The organism is Rhodococcus sp. NPDC057014, from assembly GCF_042673295.1.
GTDB lineage: Bacteria > Actinomycetota > Actinomycetes > Mycobacteriales > Mycobacteriaceae > Rhodococcus_F.
This window is the reverse complement of record NZ_JBHUSF010000206.1, coordinates 1-15,903: the sequence shown is the minus strand read 5'-3', so window position 1 is coordinate 15,903 and position 15,903 is coordinate 1. Positions and strand designations below refer to the sequence as shown.

The window sequence follows — 15,903 nt, the reverse complement described above, 5'->3', positions numbered from 1 at the left end:
TCGGCGCCCTCGGCGAGGGCGGTGTTCTTGACCTCGTCGATGAGTTCGCCGACCGAGTCGAGGTACGCGGTGGTCGAGCCCATGGCGGCGACGTCCATGGCCCAGGTGGACGGAATCTCCTCGCCGCGGTTGCGGGCGAGGTAGATCTTGCCGCGGGCGACGGCGGTGTTTGCGATGTCGACGGACTCGACCCTCTCGCGGACCAGGCGCCGTCCGAACAGCGACGGGACCGGTTCTACGAGCTCGCCGAGGCATTCGACCAGGCCGCCATCGCACACACCCGCAACGAGCACCTCGCCCGCTCCATCGCCGAGCACCGGACCATGTGCCGGGCAATCCTCGCCGGCGACGGTGACGCCGCCGCCAACGCATGCACTGATCACCTCGCCGAAACCCAGCGGACGATCCGCGATGCCGTCATCAATCCCGTCGGATCAGGCGTGCCCGTCCAGTTGATCACTGCCTGAGCTATTCACAGGAGGGCGCGCGGTGCGCGTCCGCGGCGGACGAGGGAGTCGGCGTCGAGTCCTGCGTCTTGGTTGCCCGTGGTGTGTTGGTTCGCTGGTGCTGCCGGAGGCATGCCGAGCATCGCCGAACGCGCCCCGGCCGCCGCTACGGGCGGCTGTCGCCCAGATGAAGGGATACGAGCTCGGCGAGGTGGACGCCGACCTGGTCGAGTGGGCGCACCGACCGCGAGGAGATGGCGAGGATGGCGGCACCCTCGATTGCGCACACCACGGTGGTTGCGAGTGACCGGGCTGCAGCCTCGTCGACCCCCGTGCGCTCGAGTTGCTCGGCGAGAAGAGTCGCCCAGTTGTCGAATACCTCGGCGGCGACGGCGGGCGCCAACGGCGCCTCGGGGCCGCCGAGCGCGGCGGCGACGATCGGGCATCCGGCGGTGAAGTGACTGGCCTCCAGTGTGTCCTTCCACATCTGAATGAACGCCACGAGGCTGTCGACGGGACTGTCGGACGCGGCGAACTCGGCGATGATCGCACTCATCAGCTGGCCGGCCACCCGGGTGGATTCCTCGATGAGTTCTGCCTTCCCGCGGGGGAAGTTCTGGTAGACGGACCGCCGTGCGGTGTCGCTACGCGCCAGCAGTTCGGTGATTCCGGTGCCGGCGACGCCGCGCTCCCGCACGAGCGCGATCGTGCCGGCGATGAGCCGATCGCGGGGACTCGGTGTCATCGGCATCCCTCCTTGCGTTGAGCGAACAATCCTTGCGGTAGCACGATCATTCTACTATGGTTGCCTGAAACACGTAACTGGGGTTCACACCTACTTCATCGAAGGGTGTACCCGACCCACCCGGCGCCCTGTCGTGCGGCGGCACCAGATGGTCCGGCAGCTCCGAACTCGCGGATCTCGACCCGGGCTCGTCCACGGGTCCAGCCACGACGTTCCCGACTCGGCACACCGAACAGAAAGAACAGGTTGTCTCAGTGAATAGCCCAACGGTGCAGGAACATTCGACCGGCTCGACGAAGAGCACGAATCTCAGACTGTGGAATACGCTGCGACAGCTGCCCCTCGGTAAACAACTCTTCACCGCGGGTGTCTGCTTCAAGGCCCCTACTTCGGGACCATTCGTCCCGAAATCACGATCCTCGAGCCTGCGCGCTGCGAAGTGCGGGCCCCGAATCGACGCGGCTCACGCAACCATCTCGGAACATTCCATGCCATCGCTTCGTGAACATGGCCGAACTGGCGGCGGGCATGATGACCGACGTCACCGTTCCGGTCACGCACCGATGGATCCCCGTGGGCATGACCGTCGAATACCTGGCAAAAGCGGCCACCGACATGCGCGCCGTCGCGGCGATAGATGCGATTCCCGCATTCGGTGACGATCCGGTCGACCTGGAAGTCCCGGTCGAAGTACTCACGGCCGACGACACGGTCGCCGTACGCGCCCGCATCACCATGCGCGTCTCCCGCAAGAAACACGACTGACCCCCGAAACGTCGAGAGGAAGAGGTGATGACGATGTCGATGCCCGCACACGCACCTTCGCATCCCACCCCACCTTCGCCGCGGTGACCGCCGCTACCTTCCGCGCACTCCAGAGCGCACCGATTTCCGTCCGAATCACGTTCACCCGCAACCCCGCCGACCCACCTCGAGGATCCCGATGACCGACACCGCTCCACCCGACACGATCACGCTCGAACGCGACGGACACGTCCTCCTGATCGGCTTGAACCGACCCCACAAACGCAACGCGTTCAACCTCGCCATGCTCGGCGATCTGTCCCGTGCGTATGCCCTGCTCGAATCCGACCCCGAACTGCGCTGCGGCGTCCTGTTCGCCCACGGCGAGCACTTCACCGGCGGACTCGACCTCGTCGACGTCGCCCCGGCGATCGCGGCCGGTGAAACTCCGTACCCCGCCGACGGGCGCGACCCCTGGCGACTGGACGGCGACTGGACGACGCCGCTCGTCGCCGCAGCCCACGGCTGGGTCATGACCCTGGGCATCGAACTACTGCTCGCCGCCGACATCCGCGTCGCTGCGGCCGGCACCCGGTTCAGCCAACTCGAGGTCCGCCGCGGCATCTACCCGTTCGGCGGCGCCACCCTGCGCTTCCCCCGGGAAACCGGCTGGGGCAACGCCATGCGCTGGATGCTCACCGGCGACGAATTCGACGCCACCGAAGCCCACCGCATCGGCCTCGTCCAAGAGATCGCCGACAACCCCGTCGACCGGGCACGCCAGATCGCGCACACCATCGCCGACAAGGCGGCGCCTCTCGGAGTGGACGCCGTCCTCGCCAGCGCGCACCGCGCCCGCCGGCACGGCGACGACGCCGCAATCTCCCGACTGGGACCCGACGTCGCCCGCCTGTTCGGTTCCGCCGACGGTGCCGAAGGCATCCAGTCGTTGATCGAGCGACGCGACGCCGTCTTCACCGGACGCTGACCACACGGGGTCACCCGCCGACAGATCCACGAAGGGACTTCGCATGACACCATCGAAACGCTCGACGCATCGCACCGTGCACCCCGCCAGTACTGCCGAGGGCGTCGTGACGACGCGGTTCGTTCACGCCTCGGACGGGGTGCCGCTGGCGGTCCACGAACGCGGGAAACCTCACGCGCCGACGGTGTTGTGTGTGCACGGGTTTCCCGATGATCACCGGGTCTGGGACGGGGTGGCGGACGAACTCTCGTCAACGGTGCGTGTGGTGACCTTCGACGTACGGGGGTCGGGAGCGTCCGGGCGCCCTAGACGAATCCGGGACTACCGCCTCGACCAGCTGGCAGACGACATCGGCCGGGTCATCGACGCGGTTTCGCCGGGGCGGCCGGTGCATCTCGTCGGGCACGACTGGGGCTCGGTGCAGGCGTGGCATGCCGCCACCGATCCGGCGCAGCGCAATCGCATCGCGTCGCTGACCTCGATCTCCGGGCCGTGTCTCGATCACGTGCCCTACTGGATCCGGTCCCGACTTGCCGCAGGTCCCCGGGGATGGAAAGACCTTCTGGCGCAGTGGAAATCGCCGCTGTACATGGGGTTCTTCCAGATCCCCTTGGTCGCACCGCTGGCGTGCCGGCTGGGACTGGTCGACGCCACGATCGCGCTGGCCGGACACTTCGAAACAGGGGCCCGCCCCGCGGGCCTGCCGGCGCACCGCGCCCGCGACAACCGCGGCGCGCTGAGGATTTACACCGCGAACCTGCTCCCGCGCGTGCTCCGCCCGCAGCACCGCACCACCGAGGTGCCCGTTCAGGTGCTCGCTCCGCGCCGGGACATCTTCATCACCCCCGCGAGCCAGGTCGATATCGGTCGCTGGGCAATCAACTCACGGGTCCATTCCGTCGACGGCGGGCACTGGACACCCCTGTTCAACCCGACTGCGGTCGCCGACCACGTGCGGTCCTTCGTCTCAGAAGACGCCAACTCGATCGGAGAAGCACGATGACCACCCGACCCGAGGCCGACAAGGTCGCCCTCACCGCCCGGAACGTGTCCTGGGACTGGACCGGGCTGCCGATGCACTACTTCGACTCCAACCCGTTCGCAACGCATTTGGCGAACGGGATGAACATGCTCCTGCCCGAGGGAGAAGTGTTCTTCGTCGAGGTCTTCCAGAAGGCGCTGCCGTTGATTAAGGACGACGCCGTCCGTGCGGACGTGATCGGGTTCATCGGCCAGGAGGCCACCCACTCGTCGTCGCACCAATCGCTGCTCGAGCATCTGAAGGCAGAAGGACTCGACACGGATCCGTACGTCGCGCAGATCCAGTGGATGTTCCGCCGTCTGCTCGGCGACCGCGAGTTGACCGGCCGTAAAGCCCATTCCTGGCTGCTCGAGCGGGTCGCCGTCGTGGCCGCCCTCGAACACTTCACCTCGTATCTCGGGGACTGGGGGCTCAACGCGCGCGCCTGGGACGATGCCCTCGACCCGCAGGTGCTCGATCTGTTCCGCTGGCACCTGGCCGAGGAGGTCGAACACCGGCACGTGGCGTTCGACCTGTTCACCCACCTCGACGGCCGCTACCCGCGCAGGGTGCGCGCGTGGTTGATCGCCGCACCGTTTCTGGTGATCCTGTGGGCCCGCGGAATCCGTTACCTGATGTCCGTCGATCCCGAACTCGACGAGGCCGACCGGCGCATCCGGTTTCGTGCCGCTCGGCGGAGCTGGCGGAAAGGTCTGTTTCCGAGCCCGTGGAGCCTGGCACGGATGTTCGTCGAGTACTTCCGACCCCACTACCACCCCTCCCGGTACGGCTCGACCAGCCAGGCAGTCGCCTATCTCGCCTCCTCGCCGGCGGCTCGTGCCGCCGCCTGAGCACCATCGTCCGATCTGGAGTCCGCTCATGACCCGATTCAGTCCCCCACCCGTCCCCCCATCGCTGCGCCGGCCGAACAAGCCCGACCGGCTGATGTCCGGCCTACGCTTCGTGGTTCGTGGGTACGCCGCCGTGACCAGCCGGGTGCGGATCATCGACCCCACACCCGTCGATCGGATGCTGCGCCTCGTCGTGGCCGACACCAGCCTCGAGGCCGACGGGGTGCTGAGCCTGCGATTGGAATCCGCGGACCGCTCCGCCTTGCCGCAATGGCATCCGGGCGCCCACATCGACCTGACACTGCCCTCGGGGAAGGTCCGCCAGTACTCGCTGTGCGGCGATCCCACCGATCGGCGAAGCTATCGGATCGCGATTCGGCGCATCTCCGACGGCGGCGGCGCATCGATCGAGATCCACGACCGACTGCCCGTCGGCAGTCGAGTCACCGCGGCGGGTCCCCGTAACGCCTTCCCCTTCGCCTATCCGCACCTGGCACGGGCCGACCTCTCCCGGGTCGTGTTCGTCGCCGCAGGCATCGGGATCACCGCGATCCTGCCCATGGTGCGCGCGGCGGCGGCAGCGGGTGTCGATTGGCACCTGACCTACCTCGGCCGTGACACCGCGACCATGGCATTTCTCGACGAGATCGGCGAACTGGACTCCGATCGGGTCCGGATCCTCACCGGTCCGCGCCGCACGGTCGCCGAGCTGCTGGCACAGGCCGGTCCCCGCACGTCGGTCTATTTCTGCGGACCGCCCGGACTCCTTGCCGCCATCCACGCCGCATTCGACCACACCGGTGCCGCCGGACTGCATTTCGAAAGATTCAGCCCCGCACCGGTCGTCGGTGGTCGGCCGTTCGAGATTCGCCTGGCCCGCGCCACAGAGTTCGTCCACGTCCCCGCGGACACATCGGCCCTCGCCGCCGTCCAAGAAGTGCAGCCCGACGTGCCGTACTCGTGCCGGCAAGGATTCTGCGGCACATGCCGAGTGCGGGTCGTCTCCGGTGACGTCGAGCGCCGCGGACGATCGGCGTTCCTCGACGAACCAGACACCATGCTGCTCTGCACCGACCGCGCGAAATCGGACGGCCTCACCATCGACGTGTGAAGGCGCCCGTGGCCGCGGATTCCGGGCGCTCATACAGACAGAAGCCGGAAATCTAGCCGACACGCGCACAGGCCACTTCGGGTCGCTGCAGGGTTCTGCGACCGTTCTCGATGGCGGACACGGTGCAGATCCCCAGCGAACCCCTGCGGTCGAACATGGTTGCCGATCCCACCGCGACTCCGTTGCACGCGCGGTGGCTGTCGGCTTCCAGTCCGAGTTCGCTCCCCTCCGGCAGCCTGGTCAGCGCCAGAGTGACGTCACCGTTGATGTAGCCGATGCCGTCGGTACCCATATTGGTCACCAGGTTGGTCAGGTCGGCGACCATTGCCGCACGCACGAACGGGGTGGTCGCTTCTCCTTCGATCACCGACCACTCTGTCGTCCAGATCCGTTTCCGATCGGAGGTTCGCCAGGCCGGTCCGCCCTGCGGCAACGGCCCCCACTCGGCGTTCTCCCCACTGGTGCCGATCAGCCGCTCACCGGGATGTTCGGCCGGCGAGGGAGGCTGCGGGACGCGGGGGTCGACCCAGTGGTCTCCCGTTGCGTTCGCCGATCTCCGGTAGGAGACGACCGTGGCCCTGGCCACGGACTCACCCGACTGAATCAGCTCGGATTCGACGAGTCGAATTCGGTTCCCCCACCGAATGATCCGGGAACGCACATCCGTCCTGCACATCCTCACCGGACGGAACAGGTCCGCAGTCAGTCGGGCGGGAAAGAACTTGTCGTCCCCGTACCGTCCGTCGAGCACGTGAGCAAGCAAACCCAGCGCCGCGGGACCGGCCACCATGTCCGCCGACCATCCGCTGACGGCGGCCGCCATCGGTTCGTACCCCGAACCCTCACGGGCGAAATAGGGTTGAGCGGGGTTTGTCGGACGCTTCGTCTCCCACTCCGCGTCAGGATGAACTCCGGCTGTCATCTCATCTCCACAGCGTGGCGGCGTCGACGGCTTCGGCGGCCGGGGCGTCCGGGAGACCGGGCTCGCTGCGGGAGAAGCGCGGCGCGGGCCGGTGCTGGGTGACTCCGTCCAGTTCGACGAGGGAGCCACGGGCTGCGATGTGCGGGTTCTGCGGCGCTTCGGCGAAGGTCAGCACCGGTGTGGTGCAGGCGTCGGTGCCGTCGAAGATCGCCGCCCACTCGTCGCGGGTCCTGGTGAGGAACACCTCGGTGAACTGTTTCTGCACCTGCGGCCAGCCGCTCCGGTCGTTTTGGGCCGGCAGGTCGGCCGGGTCGAGACCCAGTCCCGCCAGCAGCAGTGCGTAAAACTGCGGTTCCACCGCACCGACGGCCATGTACCGGCCGTCGGCGGTCTCGTAGGTGTCGTAGTACGGTGCGCCGGTGTCGAGCATGTTCACCCCGCGCTCGTCCGACCACCGGCCCGTGCCGCGGAAGCTCCACATCATGTGCGACAGCGCCAGGGTGCCGTCCACCATGGCCGCGTCGACGACCTGGCCCTTGCCCGACGTGTGCCGTTCGATCAGTGCGGCGAGGATGCCGAACACGAGGAACATCGAGCCGCCGCCGAAGTCGCCGACCATGTTCAGCGGCGGCACCGGGCGCTCCCCCTTCCTGCCGATCGCGTGCAGCACGCCGGTCAGCGAGATGTAGTTGATGTCGTGGCCGGCCGTCTGGGCGAGTGGTCCTTCCTGTCCCCAGCCGGTCATCCGGCCGTAGATGAGGCGCGGATTGTGCGCCAGCGCGACGTCCGGTCCCAGACCCAGGCGCTCGGCGACGCCGGGGCGGAAGCCCTCGATGACCACGTCTGCCCGTTCGACAAGGCCGAGGACGAGCTCGATGTCGGCAGGATCCTTGAGATTCGCTTCGACGACGCGGCGGCCGCGCTGGGTCTGGTCCCGGGTCTGCCCGGCCGTCGGCAGCAGGCCGGCCCGCTGAACGCGGACCACGTCGGCGCCGAGGTCGGCGAGCAACGTCGCAGCGTGCGGTCCGGGACCGATGCCGGCGAGTTCGACGATGCGGACACCGGTGAGGGGCCCGGTGCCGGTGGTGGTCACCATGGATTCTTCCGCTGCTTCTGTGCGATGGAACATGTTGTGACGGGCAATGTTCAGCGGGCTTCGGCGAGTTGCGTCGTAGACAGCAGGGTGGGCAGTGCCCGGGCGAGGTTGCGCTCGTGGATCTGGGATGCGCCCTCGTAGATGCGTAACGCCCGCACGTCACGCCACATGCGCGGCACCGGGTGTTCGCCCACGATGCCGGCCCCGCCGAGCACCTGGACCGCCCGGTCGGCCACGACGGACGCCATCTCGGTGCAATAGAGTTTGGCCGCCGAAATGCGGTGCCGCGGCGGGGTTCCGGCATCGAATTCCCGGGCGCAGTCCAGGATCATCGACCGTCCCGCCTCGAGCTCTGCGTAGCTGCGACCGAGCATGGCCTGGACCGCGCCGAACTCGGCCAGGGGTTGCCCGAATTGCTCCCGCCCGCCGGCGTACCGCGCGGCCTCGGCGAGCAAGCGCGTGGCCTGACCGACGGCGGTGGCCGCGACGTGGGTGCGTGCCTGGTTGATGCCCCGCATGGCGTGCGTCATTCCCAGGCCCTCCACCCCTCCGATCAGCCGGTCTGCGTCTACTCGCACCCCACGCAGGCCGACCTCGGCGACGGGCCCCTCGGCATGACCGTTCATCACCTCGGGCAACCGGATCTGCACGCCGGGAGTGTCCCGATCCACCAGGAACGACGAGACACCGCCGTCCTCGGTGCGGGCGAACACCACCAGCACGTCCGCCCACCCGCCGTTGGTGATGTAGCGCTTCTCCCCGTCGATGACGTAGCCATCCCCGGTCCGAGTCGCGGTGGCCCGCACCGCCGACGCGTCGCTCCCGGCATGCTCCTCGGTGAGCGCGAACGCCATCACGCACTCCCCTGCCGCCATCGCGGGGAGGTACGTCTCGCGCTGGGCGGCGGTGCCGTACTCGAGCAGGATCTGCGAGGCCAGCCCGATGCTCGTCGAGAACCGCGACCGATACACCGCCGACGACCGGGTGAACTCGAACGTCAGGAGTACCTGCTGCTCGACCGTCCACCCCAGACCGCCGACGCTGGTGGGCAGGGTGATGCCGAACAGACCGAGCTCGGCCATCCGCCGGACGAGGTCCGCCGGCACCGCAGCGGCGGCGACCATCTCGTTCTCCCGCGGGATCAGTTCGTCGTCGGTGAAGTCGCGAATCACCTGCCGGTACGTCTCGAAGTCGAGGGTGCGGACCCGGGGATCGATCACGTGAATACTCCTAGGGGTGGTGGCGGAAGCTCCTGCGGAACTCGGTCAGAACCCGGCCGACTTGGCGATGATCGTCTTCATGACCTCGCTGGTGCCGCCGTAGATCCGCGAGACGCGGGTGTCCGCGTACAGCCGGGCGATGGGGTACTCGAGCATGTAGCCGTAGCCGCCGTGCAACTGCAGGCACTTGTCGATGATCTCGCCGGCGTTCTCGGTGCAGAACAGCTTCGCCTTGGCGGCATCGGCGACGCTCAGATCGCCGGTCTCGTGCAGCTCGATGGCCCGGTCCACCATGGCCTGCGCGGCCTCCACCTTGGCGATGCACTCGGCGATGACGAATTTGGTGTTCTGGAAGTCGGCGACGGGCTTGCCGAACACCCGGCGGTCCCGCACGTAGTCGGAGGCGAACGCGATGGCGCCGGTGGCGGCGGCGGTCGTGGTGACCGCGATCATCAGGCGTTCCTGCGGAAGGTTGTTGGCCAGGTAGCCGAACGCCGCGCCCTCTTCGCCGAGGAGATCCTCGGCGGGCACCCGCACGTCGGTGAAGGACAGCTCGGCGGTGTCGGATACGCGCATGCCGATCTTCTCGAGCTTGCGGCCCACCTCGTAGCCCTCGCTGGTGGTGTCCACGGCGAGGATGCTGAGGCCGGCGCGGCGGTTCTCCTCGGTGGCCGGGGAGGTGCGGCAGACGACGAGGACGCGGTCGGCCTGAACGCCGCCGGTGATGAAGGTCTTGGCACCGTTGAGGATGTAGTGCGTGCCGTCCTCCGAGAGCCGGGCGGTGGTCTTGATGCCGGCGAGGTCCGAGCCGGTGCCGGGCTCCGTCATCGCGATGGCGGTCATCATGTCTCCGCTGACGAACCCGGGCAGCCAGCGCCGCTTCTGCTCCTCGGTGCCGTAGGCGAGCAGGTACGGCAGCACCAGACCGGTGTGCACGCCGAACGCACCGAAACTGACTGCGGCACGGGCCGTCTCCTCGGTGAGCACCGCCTGGTACTTGAAGCTGGTCTCGCCGGCCCCACCGTACGACTCGGGCACGGTCATCCCGAGGACGCCCAGCTTGCCGAGCTGACGGTAGAAGTCGCGCGGCACCATGCCGTCGCGCTCCCAGTCGGCGAAGTTCGGGGTGACCTCCGACTCGATGAAGTCACGGATGACTTTTCGGAAGTCTTCATGTTCCTGGTTGAACACGATGCGCTGCATGACGTTTCCTTCTTTCTGAGACGTGATTTCGGGGGTTGCCGGGGAATGAGTAGGAGGGTCAGCCGAGGATTCGGGCCCGGTCCCGGACCGAGTTGACGGTGAGGAGGGCAATCACCGCGCCGATGACGGCGGCGACGCCGAAGATCTGGAAAGCCGAGGCGTAACCGTCGGCGGGGGTGGCGGCGCTGTCGACGATGACGCCGGTGAGGTACGGGGCGATGAGGCCGCCGGTGGCCATCATCGCCATGAACACACCCAGCACGCCGGCCATCTGCTGCGGTGGGCAGATCTCGGAGATCGCGGCGTTGAACAGCGGGATGATGACGGTGCCGACGCCGTAGCCGATCGAGACGACCAGCACCGCGACGATGGGCGTCTGGATGTACGGCATGGTGATCAGAGCGGCACCGCACAGCAGCAGCGCGATTCCGGGCACGATGCCGCGCAGCACGCGGGAGCTGGCGCCGCGCACCAGCAGCCGGTCGCTGATCGAGGTGCACAGGAACATGAAGAACAGCCCTGCGATGCTGGGGATCCCGAACATGGTGCCGGCCTGCACTCGCGAATAGCCCAGGCCCACTTCGAAGTAGGACGGCAGCCACGTCAGCACGACGGTGACGAGAGCGTACATGGTGAAGACCGCGGCGAGGGCACCGAGGAACGTGGGCGTCCGCAGGATCCTGGACCACGGCACCTCGGGGCCGGCTGCTGCGAGAGCGGCCTCGGCAGTGGTCGCATTCTTGGCGGGCCGCTTGCCGTAGGGGCCTCCCCGCCACGTCGCGAGCCACACCACGGACCAGACCACGCTGACCATGGCGAGGATGAGGAATGTGGACCGCCATCCCCAGTTCGCGACAGCCAGGGCCATCAGTGGAGCCACCAGGATCTTGGCGATCGACGCACCGGACGCCAGGAAAGCGCCCGGCAGCCCGCGCTTCTCCGCAGGATGCCAGGAATAGGCGCCGGTATGGATCAGCGCCCCCGACGGTCCCTCGAAGAATCCCAGCGCCATCCGGGTGATCAGCAGCATCGCGAAGCCCGCGACGACCACCAGCGGCACCATCGACGCGGCCCAGGCCAGGCACAACAGCAGTAGCAGCCATCGCAGCGACATCCACTTGTGCAGCACCCCGGCGAAGAAGCCTCCGACGGTGAATGCCAGGAAGAAGGCGCTGCCGACGAGCCCGATCTGCGCGGACGTCAGCCCGAACTCCCTGGCCAGCGGCTGGGCCACCAGACCGAAGACGGCCTTGTCGGCCCAGTTGACGACGACCAGGAGCACCAGAATTCCGGTGAGGCCCCAGGCCTGCACGCGGGACTCCCCTCCTACTTCGATCGACGCAACAGGGGAAACGTCCTGCTTGCTCGATGTCATTCTCATCGATCCTCTCGGGCAATGGCGCCGACTGTGCGGCGCGGAGACACGGGGACTGGGAGCGAACTGTGACGTGCACCACCCCTGTGTCAATAAGTAAATCATCATCCGGTTTATGAGCGCAAGGGCTCATCCGAAGATCCAGAACTCGCCGACTCTCGTCGCCGTTCAGGCGCACTATCTGCAGCTATTGATCCCGCGACCATGGTGGACAGAATCCACGCGGTGGTGTTAAGTAAATATTGATTCGATCAGAAAGGAGTCAGATGTGACTCGCAAGGTCCACGTCGCCGGAGTCGGGATGATCCCGTTCACCAAGCCCGGCAAGAGCGAGAACTACAACGTCATGGGAGAGACCGCCGCCCGCGCGGCACTGCGTGACGCCGGCATCGAGTACTCCCTCGTCGAGCAGGCGTACGCCGGGTACGTGTACGGCGACTCCACGGCCGGTCAGGCCGCGCTGTACGGGCTCGGGCTGACCGGAATCCCGGTCTTCAACGTCAACAACAACTGCGCCACCGGTTCGTCGGCGCTCTACCTGGCCCGGCAGGCCGTCGCGAGCGGTGCCGTCGAGTGTGCACTGGCCGTCGGGTTCGAACAGATGAAACCCGGTGCGCTCAAGCGAGTCTGGGACGACCGCCCGGCGCCGATGTTCCGATTCGACGACCTGATGACGGAACTTCAGGGCGTCGACGAGACGTCTCCGCGCGCGGCCCAGTTGTTCGGCGGCGCAGGCGTTTCCCACATGCAGAAGTACGGCACGAAACCGGAGACGTTCGCCAAGATCTCGGTCAAGGCCCGCAAGCACGCGGCCAACAATCCCAATGCCGTCTTCCGCGACCTGCTCACCGAGGAGCAGGTGCTCGAATCCCCGCACATCTTCGGCCCCCTCACCCGATACCAGTGCTGCCCACCCACCTGCGGCGCCGCCGCTGCCGTGGTGTGCAGCGAGGAGTTCGCCCGCAAGCACGGACTGGCCGCGGACGTGGTCATCGAGGCCCAGGCCCTCACGACCGACACCCCGAGCACGTTCGAGGACCGCGACATGATGAAGGTCGTGGGTTACGACATGACCGCAGCGGCCGCCGCGCAGGTCTACGAGGCCGCGGGCATCGGCCCCGAGGACGTACAGGTGGTCGAGCTGCACGACTGCTTCTCCGCCAACGAACTCATCACCTACGAGGGGCTGGGACTGACCCCCGAGGGCACCGCCGAGAAGTTCATCCTCGACGGCGACAACACCTACGGCGGCCGCGTGGTCACCAACCCGTCGGGTGGTCTGCTCTCCAAGGGGCACCCGCTCGGCGCCACCGGACTGGCCCAGTGTGCCGAACTCGTGTGGCAACTCCGCGGTCAGGCCGGCTCGCGTCAGGTGGAGGGCGCACGAATCGCGTTGCAGCACAACCTGGGACTCGGTGGCGCCTGCGTGGTCAGCATCTTCAGGAAGGTGGGCTGACATGGCACTCGATCCGGCCGTCATCGGCAAGGTGATTCCCGGTCACCAGGTGACCGTCGAGCGCGGGCGTCTGCGCTTCTTCGCGCAGTCCATCGGCGAGAGCAACCCGATCTACTTCGACGCCGAGGCCGCCAAGGTGGCCGGGCACCGCGACGTACTGGTGCCGCCGACGTTCCTGTTCTGTCTGGACATGGAGAAGCCGGACCCCTTCGCCCTCGTCCGCGAACTCGGGATCGACATGCGGTACGTCCTGCACGGTGAGCAGGCGTTCACGTACCACTCGCCGGCGTACGCCGGCGACACGCTGGCCTACAACGGCACCGTCACCGACGTGTACTCGAAGAAGAACGGTGCGTTGGACTTCCTCGTCCGGACGGTCGACGTCACCCGTGACGGCGAGCCGATCGCCCGCCTCACCAACACTCTCGTCGTCCGAAACCCGAAGGCGTGACAATGAAAACAGGCGATTCCCTCCCGGAACTGCGACTCGACGGCATCAGCCGCACCACGCTGGCGCTCTACGCGGGTGCGTCCGGCGACCACAATCCGATGCACATCGATCTCGACGTCGCGCGCTCCGGCGGCATGGACGACGTGTTCGCCCACGGCATGCTGTCGATGGCCTACCTCGGCCGCTTGCTGACCAATTACGTTCCTCAGGAACGAATCTGCTCCTACGGCGTGCGATTCGCCGCCATCACCCCGCTGCACGCGAAGCCGACCTGCAGCGGAACCGTGACCAAGGTCGAGGACGGCCTGGCACATCTCGACCTCACCGTCACCCTGGCCGACGGAACGGTCACCCTCCGCGGTGACGCCGTCGTCGCCGCCTGAACTGCACCCACCATCGAAAGGACACCCGCCATGGGCAAGCTCGACAACAGGACCGCCATCGTCACCGGATCCGGCCGCGGCATCGGCCGCGCCATCGCCGTGAAGTTCGCGGCCGAGGGCGCGAGTGTCGTGGTCAACGACCTCGACCCGGGGCCCGCCAAGGAGACGGTCGAGGAGATCGTCGCGGCCGGCGGTAGGGCCGTCGCGTGCATCGGCTCCGTCACCGAGGAGGGCTTCGCGGACCGCTTCGTCGCCACTGCAGTCGACACCTTCGGCGGCCTTGACATCATCGTCAACAATGCCGGCTTCACCTGGGACAACGTCATCCAGAAGATGACCGACGAGCAGTGGGACACCATCCTGGATCTGCATCTGAAGGCTCCCTTCCGGATCCTGCGCGCGGCGCAGCCGTACATCAAGGCGAACCCGACCGACCATCACCGCAAGGTCGTCAACATCTCGTCCAACGCCGGTGTGGTCGGCAACGCCGGCCAGTCGAATTACGCGGCGGCCAAAGCGGGCATCATCGGACTGACCAAGTCCCTTGCCCGTGAGTGGGGCCGCTACGACGTCAACGTCAACGCAGTCGCCTACGGCCTGATCAACACTCGTCTGACGGAGGCGTCGGCCGACGGCAACTCCACCATCGACGTCGAGGGCAGGGAGATCAAGGTCGGCGTCAACCCGCAGTTGCTCGCCGCAGCCGAGCGGTCCATCCCGCTGGGCCGGGCGGGTCGTCCCGACGAAGCCGCCGGTGCGGTGTTCGCCCTGTGCCTGCCCGAAACCGACTACGTCAGCGGCCAGTGCCTGGTCTGCGACGGCGGCAGCCGCTAACTATCCCGACAGGAGTGGTCCCATGTACTTGACTCAGTCACTGCATCGCGCGGTGCAGCAACGCCCCAACCAGCTCATGACCGTGTGCGGGGACCGCGTCCACACCAGCGCCGAGACCGGAGACAGAGTCGCTCGCCTCGCGGGCGCCCTGCTCGGTCTCGGCGTGGGGGTCGGCGACCGCGTCGGCATGCTGTCGCTCAATTCCGACCGGTACCACGAGTACTTCTTCGCCACCTGGTGGATCGGGGGCGTGGTCAACCCGCTCAACACCCGCTGGAGCGCCGCCGAGATCGCATTCGCTCTGGAGGACTCGCAGACGACGGTGCTGCTGGTCGACGACACGTTCGTCCCGCTGTTGGACGAGGTGCGCGCATTCTTCCCGTCGCTGCGGGCCGTGGTGCACTGCGGTGACCGGCCCACACCGGACGGGCTTCTCGGGTACGAGGACCTGATCGCCACCACCGAAGCCGTGGAGGACCTGCGCGTCGGCGGGGACACGCTGGCGGGGATCTTCTACACCGGTGGCACCAGCGGCCGGCCCAAGGGCGTGATGCTCACGCACGCCAACCTGATGACCTCGAGCCTCGGCTCGCTGGCCGCCAACCACACCGCCGTCGCGGGCGGCCGGGTACTGCTGTCCGCACCGATGTTCCACCTCGCTGCGCTCGCCAACTGGAACGGCCAGAACATCGTCGGCGGCATCCTGGTGACGTTGCCGTCGTTCGAACCGGCCGCGGCACTGCGACTGATCGAGGAGCAGCGGATCAACTCGATGCTGTTGGTACCGACCATGATCCAGATGCTGCTGCGTCACCCCGACCGCGAGATCCGGGATCTGTCCAGCATCACCGGGATTCAGTACGGCGCGTCCCCCATCTCCGAGACCCTGCTGCGCGAAGCCCAGCGGGCCTTCCCGAGAGCCGATTTCGTGCAGGGTTACGGAATGACCGAGGCCGGCCCCGGACTCACCTCGCTCAGCGCCGACGACCACCGCGCGGCCGGCCGCCTCAATTCGGCGGGCCGGCCGATGGGACACGTCGAAGTGCGGGTCGTCGAC

The 15,903-nt window shown here is 67.5% G+C and carries 16 protein-coding genes and 2 pseudogenes; 11 read left to right on the top strand and 7 right to left on the bottom strand.

The window, feature by feature from the left end; translation table 11 throughout:
• Window positions 1-293 (bottom strand): annotated as a pseudogene (locus ACFTZB_RS30385) (hypothetical protein); the annotation flags it as partial.
• A gap of 30 nt (window positions 294-323) precedes the next feature.
• Here ACFTZB_RS30385 and ACFTZB_RS30380 point away from each other — a divergent pair.
• Entirely contained in the window at window positions 324-467 is a 144-nt protein-coding gene (locus ACFTZB_RS30380) for a hypothetical protein (protein WP_378437098.1), read from the top strand.
• 145 nt (window positions 468-612) lie between these two features.
• On the opposite strand, the gene ACFTZB_RS30375 is transcribed toward ACFTZB_RS30380, so the two are convergent.
• The gene (locus ACFTZB_RS30375) at window positions 613-1,191 is read right to left on the bottom strand and encodes a TetR/AcrR family transcriptional regulator (protein WP_378437096.1); all 579 of its coding nucleotides are present in this window, start codon (window positions 1,189-1,191) and stop codon (window positions 613-615) included.
• Between the two features lie 269 nt (window positions 1,192-1,460).
• On the opposite strand from ACFTZB_RS30375, the pseudogene ACFTZB_RS30370 reads away from it, so the two are divergent.
• The 5 genes and pseudogenes from ACFTZB_RS30370 to ACFTZB_RS30350 all read left to right on the top strand — a co-directional run bounded on the left by ACFTZB_RS30370 (window position 1,461) and on the right by ACFTZB_RS30350 (window position 5,906).
• A pseudogene (locus tag ACFTZB_RS30370) lies at window positions 1,461-1,956 on the top strand (hotdog fold domain-containing protein).
• A gap of 178 nt (window positions 1,957-2,134) precedes the next feature.
• A complete protein-coding gene (locus ACFTZB_RS30365) occupies window positions 2,135-2,923 on the top strand; it encodes a crotonase/enoyl-CoA hydratase family protein (protein WP_378437093.1) in 789 nt (262 codons plus the stop codon).
• A gap of 43 nt (window positions 2,924-2,966) precedes the next feature.
• Complete coding sequence (locus tag ACFTZB_RS30360) at window positions 2,967-3,926, top strand: alpha/beta fold hydrolase (protein WP_378437091.1); 960 nt, start codon at window positions 2,967-2,969, stop codon at window positions 3,924-3,926.
• Window positions 3,923-4,795, top strand: a complete 873-nt coding sequence (locus tag ACFTZB_RS30355; protein ID WP_378437089.1) for a metal-dependent hydrolase — start codon at window positions 3,923-3,925, stop codon at window positions 4,793-4,795. Before ACFTZB_RS30360 ends, ACFTZB_RS30355 begins: the two co-directional genes overlap by 4 nt.
• A 28-nt stretch (window positions 4,796-4,823) precedes the next feature.
• A complete protein-coding gene (locus ACFTZB_RS30350) occupies window positions 4,824-5,906 on the top strand; it encodes a PDR/VanB family oxidoreductase (RefSeq protein WP_378437087.1) in 1,083 nt (360 codons plus the stop codon).
• 52 nt (window positions 5,907-5,958) lie between these two features.
• Here ACFTZB_RS30350 and ACFTZB_RS30345 read toward each other — a convergent pair whose 3' ends face one another.
• From ACFTZB_RS30345 to ACFTZB_RS30325, 5 genes are read right to left on the bottom strand one after another with little or no spacing between them, the layout of a single operon-like run.
• Window positions 5,959-6,828, bottom strand: coding sequence for an acyl-CoA thioesterase domain-containing protein (locus tag ACFTZB_RS30345; RefSeq protein ID WP_378437085.1), 870 nt, complete (start codon window positions 6,826-6,828; stop codon window positions 5,959-5,961).
• Window position 6,829: 1 nt separating this feature from the next.
• Window positions 6,830-7,924 (bottom strand): CaiB/BaiF CoA transferase family protein, encoded by a 1,095-nt coding sequence (locus tag ACFTZB_RS30340; RefSeq protein WP_378437082.1) that lies wholly within the window; start codon window positions 7,922-7,924, stop codon window positions 6,830-6,832.
• Window positions 7,925-7,974: 50 nt separating this feature from the next.
• Window positions 7,975-9,144: an acyl-CoA dehydrogenase family protein gene (locus ACFTZB_RS30335; protein WP_378437080.1), complete on the bottom strand. Its 1,170-nt coding sequence runs from the start codon at window positions 9,142-9,144 to the stop codon at window positions 7,975-7,977.
• A gap of 45 nt (window positions 9,145-9,189) precedes the next feature.
• On the bottom strand, window positions 9,190-10,347 hold the full coding sequence (locus ACFTZB_RS30330) for an acyl-CoA dehydrogenase family protein (RefSeq protein ID WP_378437078.1): 1,158 nt from the start codon (window positions 10,345-10,347) through the stop codon (window positions 9,190-9,192).
• A 58-nt stretch (window positions 10,348-10,405) separates the two neighbouring features.
• Entirely contained in the window at window positions 10,406-11,659 is a 1,254-nt protein-coding gene (locus ACFTZB_RS30325) for an MFS transporter (protein WP_378437100.1), read from the bottom strand.
• Between the two features lie 331 nt (window positions 11,660-11,990).
• Here ACFTZB_RS30325 and ACFTZB_RS30320 point away from each other — a divergent pair, with 331 nt between their 5' ends.
• The 5 genes from ACFTZB_RS30320 to ACFTZB_RS30300 form a co-directional block, all read left to right on the top strand.
• On the top strand, window positions 11,991-13,178 hold the full coding sequence (locus ACFTZB_RS30320) for a lipid-transfer protein (protein WP_378437076.1): 1,188 nt from the start codon (window positions 11,991-11,993) through the stop codon (window positions 13,176-13,178).
• Between the two features lies 1 nt (window position 13,179).
• A complete protein-coding gene (locus ACFTZB_RS30315) occupies window positions 13,180-13,629 on the top strand; it encodes a MaoC family dehydratase N-terminal domain-containing protein (RefSeq protein ID WP_378437074.1) in 450 nt (149 codons plus the stop codon).
• 2 nt (window positions 13,630-13,631) lie between these two features.
• Complete coding sequence (locus tag ACFTZB_RS30310; RefSeq protein WP_378437072.1) at window positions 13,632-14,012, top strand: MaoC/PaaZ C-terminal domain-containing protein; 381 nt, start codon at window positions 13,632-13,634, stop codon at window positions 14,010-14,012.
• Between the two features lie 30 nt (window positions 14,013-14,042).
• On the top strand, window positions 14,043-14,846 hold the full coding sequence (locus tag ACFTZB_RS30305) for an SDR family NAD(P)-dependent oxidoreductase (protein ID WP_378437070.1): 804 nt from the start codon (window positions 14,043-14,045) through the stop codon (window positions 14,844-14,846).
• 22 nt (window positions 14,847-14,868) lie between these two features.
• Window positions 14,869-15,903: AMP-binding protein (locus ACFTZB_RS30300; protein WP_378437068.1), on the top strand; the 1,035-nt coding region annotated here is incomplete at its 3' end.